This window comes from Psittacicella gerlachiana, from assembly GCF_003585965.1.
In the GTDB taxonomy this organism is placed as follows: Bacteria; Pseudomonadota; Gammaproteobacteria; order Enterobacterales; family Psittacicellaceae; genus Psittacicella; species Psittacicella gerlachiana.
Genome location: NZ_NRJF01000180.1, coordinates 1 through 6571, shown reverse-complemented (window position 1 = coordinate 6571; position 6571 = coordinate 1). Strand labels below are relative to the sequence as shown.

General features: G+C 30.2%; 9 protein-coding genes. 1 reads left to right on the top strand and 8 read right to left on the bottom strand.

Features of this window, described 5'->3' with window-relative positions; all coding sequences use genetic code 11:
• Position 1: 1 nt before the first annotated feature.
• Genes CKF59_RS06055 through CKF59_RS06035 form a run of 5 tightly spaced genes read right to left on the bottom strand, consistent with a single transcriptional unit; the run spans position 2 to position 3124 of the window.
• Positions 2 to 328: a hypothetical protein gene (locus CKF59_RS06055; RefSeq protein ID WP_119535054.1), complete on the bottom strand. Its 327-nt coding sequence runs from the start codon at positions 326 to 328 to the stop codon at positions 2 to 4.
• Positions 329 to 342: 14 nt separating this feature from the next.
• On the bottom strand, positions 343 to 1023 hold the full coding sequence (locus CKF59_RS06050) for an MlaC/ttg2D family ABC transporter substrate-binding protein (protein ID WP_119535053.1): 681 nt from the start codon (positions 1021 to 1023) through the stop codon (positions 343 to 345).
• Positions 1024 to 1034: 11 nt separating this feature from the next.
• Complete coding sequence (mlaD, locus tag CKF59_RS06045) at positions 1035 to 1502, bottom strand: outer membrane lipid asymmetry maintenance protein MlaD (protein WP_119535052.1); 468 nt, start codon at positions 1500 to 1502, stop codon at positions 1035 to 1037.
• 17 nt (positions 1503 to 1519) lie between these two features.
• Positions 1520 to 2293 carry a lipid asymmetry maintenance ABC transporter permease subunit MlaE gene (gene mlaE, locus CKF59_RS06040; RefSeq protein ID WP_245959282.1) on the bottom strand — a complete coding sequence of 258 codons (774 nt, stop codon included), beginning with the start codon at positions 2291 to 2293 and terminating at the stop codon, positions 1520 to 1522.
• A 6-nt stretch (positions 2294 to 2299) separates the two neighbouring features.
• On the bottom strand, positions 2300 to 3124 hold the full coding sequence (locus tag CKF59_RS06035; protein WP_119535050.1) for an ATP-binding cassette domain-containing protein: 825 nt from the start codon (positions 3122 to 3124) through the stop codon (positions 2300 to 2302).
• A 215-nt stretch (positions 3125 to 3339) separates the two neighbouring features.
• Between CKF59_RS06035 and lpcA the strand changes: the two genes are divergently transcribed.
• Complete coding sequence (gene lpcA, locus CKF59_RS06030; protein WP_119535049.1) at positions 3340 to 3927, top strand: D-sedoheptulose 7-phosphate isomerase; 588 nt, start codon at positions 3340 to 3342, stop codon at positions 3925 to 3927.
• Between the two features lie 103 nt (positions 3928 to 4030).
• On the opposite strand, the gene CKF59_RS06025 is transcribed toward lpcA, so the two are convergent.
• From CKF59_RS06025 to CKF59_RS06015, 3 genes are read right to left on the bottom strand one after another with little or no spacing between them, the layout of a single operon-like run.
• Positions 4031 to 5281, bottom strand: a complete 1251-nt coding sequence (locus tag CKF59_RS06025; protein WP_119535048.1) for a hypothetical protein — start codon at positions 5279 to 5281, stop codon at positions 4031 to 4033.
• Positions 5282 to 5283: 2 nt separating this feature from the next.
• A complete protein-coding gene (gene lptB / locus CKF59_RS06020; protein WP_119535047.1) occupies positions 5284 to 6009 on the bottom strand; it encodes an LPS export ABC transporter ATP-binding protein in 726 nt (241 codons plus the stop codon).
• A gap of 10 nt (positions 6010 to 6019) precedes the next feature.
• Positions 6020 to 6520 carry an LptA/OstA family protein gene (locus CKF59_RS06015; RefSeq protein ID WP_119535046.1) on the bottom strand — a complete coding sequence of 167 codons (501 nt, stop codon included), beginning with the start codon at positions 6518 to 6520 and terminating at the stop codon, positions 6020 to 6022.
• Positions 6521 to 6571 lie beyond the last annotated feature (51 nt).

Sequence of the window (6571 nt, the reverse complement as noted above, 5' to 3'; positions counted from 1 at the left end):
CTTAATTAGATGTAAAAAATTTTTCAAAAAATTCATTTAAATCGTATAGAGTTGCATAAACTTGAATTCTTTGTGCTGATTTTAATTTAACTCGTTTTCTGCTTAAATCTTTATCATCATCTATTAATCTTAAAAGAGTTAGAATATAGGCAAAGCCAGATGTATCTAAACTTACGCATTTTGAAAAATCAAAAGCCAAACTATCTTTATTAATTAATTTCAATTCATTAATAAGTTGCTCTTTACTCTTTTCCAAAATAGCTACATTAGAATGCGTCAAATTTTTATCAAATAAAACAGTAGATGTACTTTGATCAATCTTATACATTATCAACCTACTTTTTATTTTGTTGTACCTTGTGCTTTATTAATGTCACCTAATACATCATCCATGTGAGTTTTCACATATTGAATTAGTCCAGCTACGCCACTTTGACGTAAAATAGGTTGCCATTCGGTAGCTTTAGTATTTACTAAAGAAATACCTTCAGCACTGAAGTCTACAATACCATATTTATTATTTAAATTAACTAATCTAAAGATTATATTAATTGTTTGGTTACCATTTTGTAAAGCTACATTAGTAGTAGCCGTATTTTGTACTACTGAAGTTGTACCAACTTTAAAAGTTTGATTACTATATAAAGTCATAGCTTCAACAAAAGCATTTACCATATAATCTTCGATTACATTTCTAAACTCAACTAATTGCTCTTTTGTTGCCGTTCTTGCATAAGTGTTTAATAAACTTAAAGCAATATAATCTGTATGGAATAAAGGTAAAACATTTGCTTTAATTTGTTGACGTAATGCTTGATTATCCTTAGAAACATTTTTAAATTGTTTAATTACATCTAAAGCATTATTTAACGCAGTTTCTGTAACTACAGTAGGATTAGTACGATCTACAGTACTAACATTAACAATACTAGCATGAGCACTAGTTGCTGAGAAAGTAGTAATAGATAAAGCTGGTACTGCTAATAATAAAGATGCGAAAACGCCTTTAACTGTTTTTAACATTATACTATCCTCTATTTGTCGCCAAAGGCAAATTTAGAAATTAAATCTTCTAAATCTACAGCCGACACTGTATTAGTTATAATAGATCCATTTGTTAACATTTTAGTTGTTCCAGGCATATCAAAACCTACTCTTAGGTCAAGATATTTGTCTCCTAGAATACCATTAGTTTTTACTGATAAAGTTGAATTATCAGGAATCTCATTATATTGTTTTTCTAATTTAATATAAACTTTAGGTTCATATGTAGTTGGGTCTAAAGCAATACGCTCAACATACCCTATCTGTAATCCACCAATTTTTACGGCAGCGTTATCTTTTAAACCATTAATATTTGTAAAAGTTGCTGTAACTGTGTAGTAGTCTTTAGCATTGCTAAAAAACTTAAAACCTATATTTAATGACATGTAAATGAAGCAACCAATTACAAATAGGATAAATAACCCTACATAAAATTGAATTCTTGCTGAAACTCTCATGATTATTTCCAGTATTCTTATCCAAATAAGTAAATTGTAATTAATACATCGATAAATAGAATTCCTAATGAAGAAATAACAACTGTATCTGTAGTTGCTTTAGAAACTCCCTCTGATGTAGGCACACAGGTATAACCTTTATAAACTGCTACCCATGATATAAAAAAGGCAAAAAGTATAGATTTATAAAAACCGTGTAAGAAATCATTTAGGTTAGTATAACTTTGAATTGATCCCCAAAAGTTAGCATATGGGATTTGTTTCCAATCAATACCAACTAAAGCAGCTGCTAAAATCGCTAATGCCATAAATGTTATTGTTAGTAATGGCATAGATATAATAGAAGCCCAAAAACGAGGAGCGATAATTCTACGTAATGGATTAACAGCCATCATTTCTAAAGAACTAAGTTGCTCTGTTGACTTCATTAATGCAATTTCAGCGGTTAACGAAGAACCTGCTCGTCCTGCATATAATAATCCCGTTACTACTGGAGCTAACTCTCTTAACACCGCAATAGCCGTCATGGTACCGACAAATGACTCTGCACTAAAGGTTGTTAAGGCTTGGTAAGATTGCAAAGCTAGTACTGCCCCAATAAAAAATCCTGCGATACCTATAATTGGTAATGATCTTACCGCTAAATTATATATTTGCTTGATAACTAGTGGAAAATGGCTTAAATTAGGTTTAGAAACTACTGATTGTACTAACATTAAACCAGCATAACCTATGTTAAAAATAAAATCTATAGCCCATTTTCCTAGTTTTCTAATAAATTCAACCATAATAAAATCTTAAACCTTAGTTTTATCGATTTGAGCAAAAAGCTCTTTTTGATAATCAGGTGCTGGTTTATGGAAAGAAATAGGACCATCTGATGAAGCTGTTAAGAATTGTACTACATATGGATCTTTACATGCTTTCACCTCTTCAGAGGTTCCTTCAAATAATACTTTTCCATCCATTAAAATATAGCAATAATCAGCTATAGTTAAAACTTCTTGGATATCATGAGTTACCACGATCGAAGTTAAGCCTGCAGTTTGATTTAAATCTTTAATTAATTTGACAATTACTCCAAAAGATATAGGATCTTGTCCCGCAAATGGCTCATCGTACATGATTAACTCAGGGTCAAGTGAAACAGCTCTAGCTAATGCAGCTCTTCTTTGCATTCCCCCAGATAATTCACTTGGAAATAATTCATGAGTTCCTCTTAAACCTACAGCTTGTAGCTTCATAAGAACAATCATACGAATCATTTCTTCACTTAAATCTGTATGTTCGCGTAATGCATAAGCAACATTATCAAAAATAGACATATCATTAAATAATGTTGCTGATTGAAATAGCATTCCCATGTTTTTACGCATGGAATATAATTCTTTCGTTGAAGCTTTACTTATAGATTTTCCATTAAAAAGGATATCACCTTTATCCGGAATTAGCTGACCACCTATTAGTTTTAATAATGTTGTTTTACCTATTCCAGATGGTCCCATCACCGCAGTAATTTTTCCTTTTTCAAAATTCATTGAAAGATTGTTATATATTTGATTACTACCACGGAAAAAATCTATACCTTTTACTTCAACTATATTGTTCGTAGTTTTGGACATATAAAAGTCTTTGTTGGTTTTTTGTTGACTATATGAAATATATAGTTAAAATATTAATTTTTAAACTAAAAATATATAAAAAAATAAAAAATATCGGTTTTTGTTAATGTTTCGAACTAATTATTATATAATAAATAACAAATGATTTCTAATAAATTAAGTGTTCACTCAGTTAATTTGTTTACTTTAATATTTATTCTTACAAAAGGTCTGATATGAGTCTAGAGATTATTAAACAAGAGTTATCAGAAGCAAAAAATACTTTAGATAAAGTTCTTGCGAATGAAGAACTATTAAATCGTTTAAATAATGCTGCCATTTTAATCGCCCGAGCTTTAAAAAATGGAAATAAGGTTATAAGCTGTGGGAATGGTGGCTCTCACTGTGATGCTATGCACTTCGCAGAAGAATTATCAGGTCGCTATCGTGAAGATCGCCCAGCATATGCTGCTATTGCAATCTCAGATCCTTCTCACTTGTCTTGTGTTGGTAATGATTATGGTTTTGAGTATGTATTTAGTCGTTTTGTTGAAGGCTTAGGTAAAAAAGATGATGTTCTTTTTGCAATTACTACTTCAGGAAGTTCTGAAAATGTAGTAAATGCCTGTCATGCTGCTAAAAAAGCGGGAATGAAAGTAATCGCTTTAACTGGTAAAGACGGAGGAACTCTCTTCAAATACGCAAACCTAACAGATATAGAGTTAAGAGTTCCACATACAGGGTATGCAGACCGCATTCAGGAAATACACATCAAATTTATCCATATCTTAATTCTATTAATTGAAAAGCACTTAGCTAATTAAAAGCTTTTACTTTTAAGAGTTATTGCAGATAATTATAAAAAGTCCTCTGAACTTTACAATCAAAGTTCGGAGGACTTTTTAAATAAAATAAATAATAAACTTGCTAAGAATTATTTTTAGAGATTTTAAATTTCCAATCTAAATTAGCTAAATCTTTCCATACCTCTTCTACATCAGTTGGTATCCCAAATTTTAATAAATTACAAGAATACTCTTGGGCTTTTTTGATTAAAGTTTGTAAAGATCTATTTACTAATTCCACTTCTTCTGGGCTTACGAGAAGAATAAAAATAAATCTCGCCTTTAACCCTTCATTTAAATTATAAACACAAGGATTTTTTAGAGCGACAAAGTGTAATTTGGAGAAATTTAACTCTTCAACCACTAATCTTAAAAAAACACTTTGCTCGCCTATATACTGCGATCCTTGTAAATCTCTATAAAATAGATTTACAAGAAGAGTATTTAATCTTGTTGCAGAAATATTTTTAAATTCTCTTTTTAAAACATCAATGCAAATAGATTTTACTCTCTGAGCTTGTAAATCTAAATGAATGCGATCTAAATTTATTAAGGAGACATAATCTGCAAGATTATGCTCGATATCACTCAAAGTATAATCATTACCATTATAATTACTACTAACAGTAACACTTGCCAAATAGTCTAAATCTTTTAAGGATTTAGTTTGATCTATCGTAAAACTATTAGCCAGTATGCTTGAAGCTAAAGCCTGCTCACTAATTGTTGAGCGTTCAAGATTATATTTTCTATCTTTAATATTTATTTCGATTAATGAATAAAGATATTGATGAAAAAATAATCCTAATTCTTCTATTGACTGTAATTTATCGTCATTTAATACATTTGAATCAACTTCAGAGTAAAAATTAACTGAAGGCTGATTATTAACTTCTCTTACTCTAGTGCTAAGATCAACCTTAATTTGACTCTCTTGAACTTTGTCGTCTTTAACTTTATTCTCATTAGTTTTATCTTCTAATTCTTGAGATAAATAACTAAGTTTATTAGCTTCTACCTCATACTCATTAAAACCAAGTTGTTGCTCATAATTATATTCCGTTCTTAATAACGAAATAGTTGAAGCATTATCTTTATGCACATCAAACTTATTTCCAACAGAAGTAGAAACCTTTGCCTGATATAAATATGGACTTAAACTTGCTACTTTTTCACTAGCAGCTAAAGTTACCACAATTTTTTTTATATGATAGTCTCTACTTTGCTTCAGTAAAGCTGGTTCTTGAGTATTTAAATCATAATTAGGTTTAGCTAAAGTTTCGGTATCTCTTAACTTAAAAAACTTAAGATACTTTTTAAAAGATTCAAACATAATTATAGGTAATCTTTTGGTATATATAACTCTTGTACTTTCTCATCTTCTTTAACTTGCTCAGGAGTACCAGAAGCTATAACATGCCCTTGACCAATAATATAAGCACGATCACAAATTTCTAAAGTGGCTTTTACATTATGATCAGTAATTAAAATTCCTATACCAAGATTTTTAAGAGCATAAATATTATTTTTAATATCTTCAACTGAAATAGGGTCTACTCCAGCAAAAGGCTCATCTAAAAGGATAAATTTTGGGTTTGCTGCTAAAGCACGAGCGATTTCTACTCTTCGCTTTTCTCCACCTGATAAAGCTTGCCCTATAGAATCTTCAATATGAGTTATATGAAATTGCTCTAGTAATTTTACTAACTCTTGCTCTTTTTGTTCTTTAGTTAGATCTTTACGTAACTGTAAAACCGAGTAAATATTATCTCTTACCGTGAGTTGACGAAAAATACTTACTTCCTGTGGTAAGTAACCTATCCCTAATTCTGCTCTTTTATAAATTGGTAAATTGGTTATACACTGATCATCGATAAATATATCCCCACTATCCTGCTCAACTAGCCCAACAATAGTGTAGAAAGTTGTAGTTTTTCCAGCTCCATTTGGACCAAGTAACACAACTATTTCTCCAGAGCTAACCTCTAAACTTACATCTTCAACTATAGGTCTTTTATAAGATTTAGCAATATTTTTTACTGATAACTTATGCTTTAACATACCTGACCCTTTATTTACTCACTGGAGATGTGTTTATATTATTTATTACAGTTCTCACCTGATTAGAGGAATTACCTGTAGCATTAATATTACCGGTTTTGGTATTGTACACTAGAACATTTCCCGTAATATTATTACCTTGTAAAGTAGCACTCCCATTTGTAGCAGTAATTAAATTTGCATTTACATCAAAAGTTAATTCTTTACAAACTAATCTAAATTGACGCTCTTGATTAACTACCGTAACATTGCTACCCGTAGCTACAATTACTTTCTTTCCATTTATAGAGGTTACTACAACTCTATCTGCATTAATAGTAGTATCTTTGTTATAAACAATTACTACCTTACCCGTAAAGATAGACTTTAAATTCCCATCTCCCAGTTGTTCTAATTCTTGATTATTTGATTTTATCGAAACACTATTTGCTGTCTGGTTTGCATATACATTTACAGATAAAAGCATTCCTAAAGACAAAGTCACAAAAATAAATTTAAAAAAATTTTGCATTTTTATTGTCAATTCTAAAAATTATAGTGGGTTTCTACATTACCATCTAAG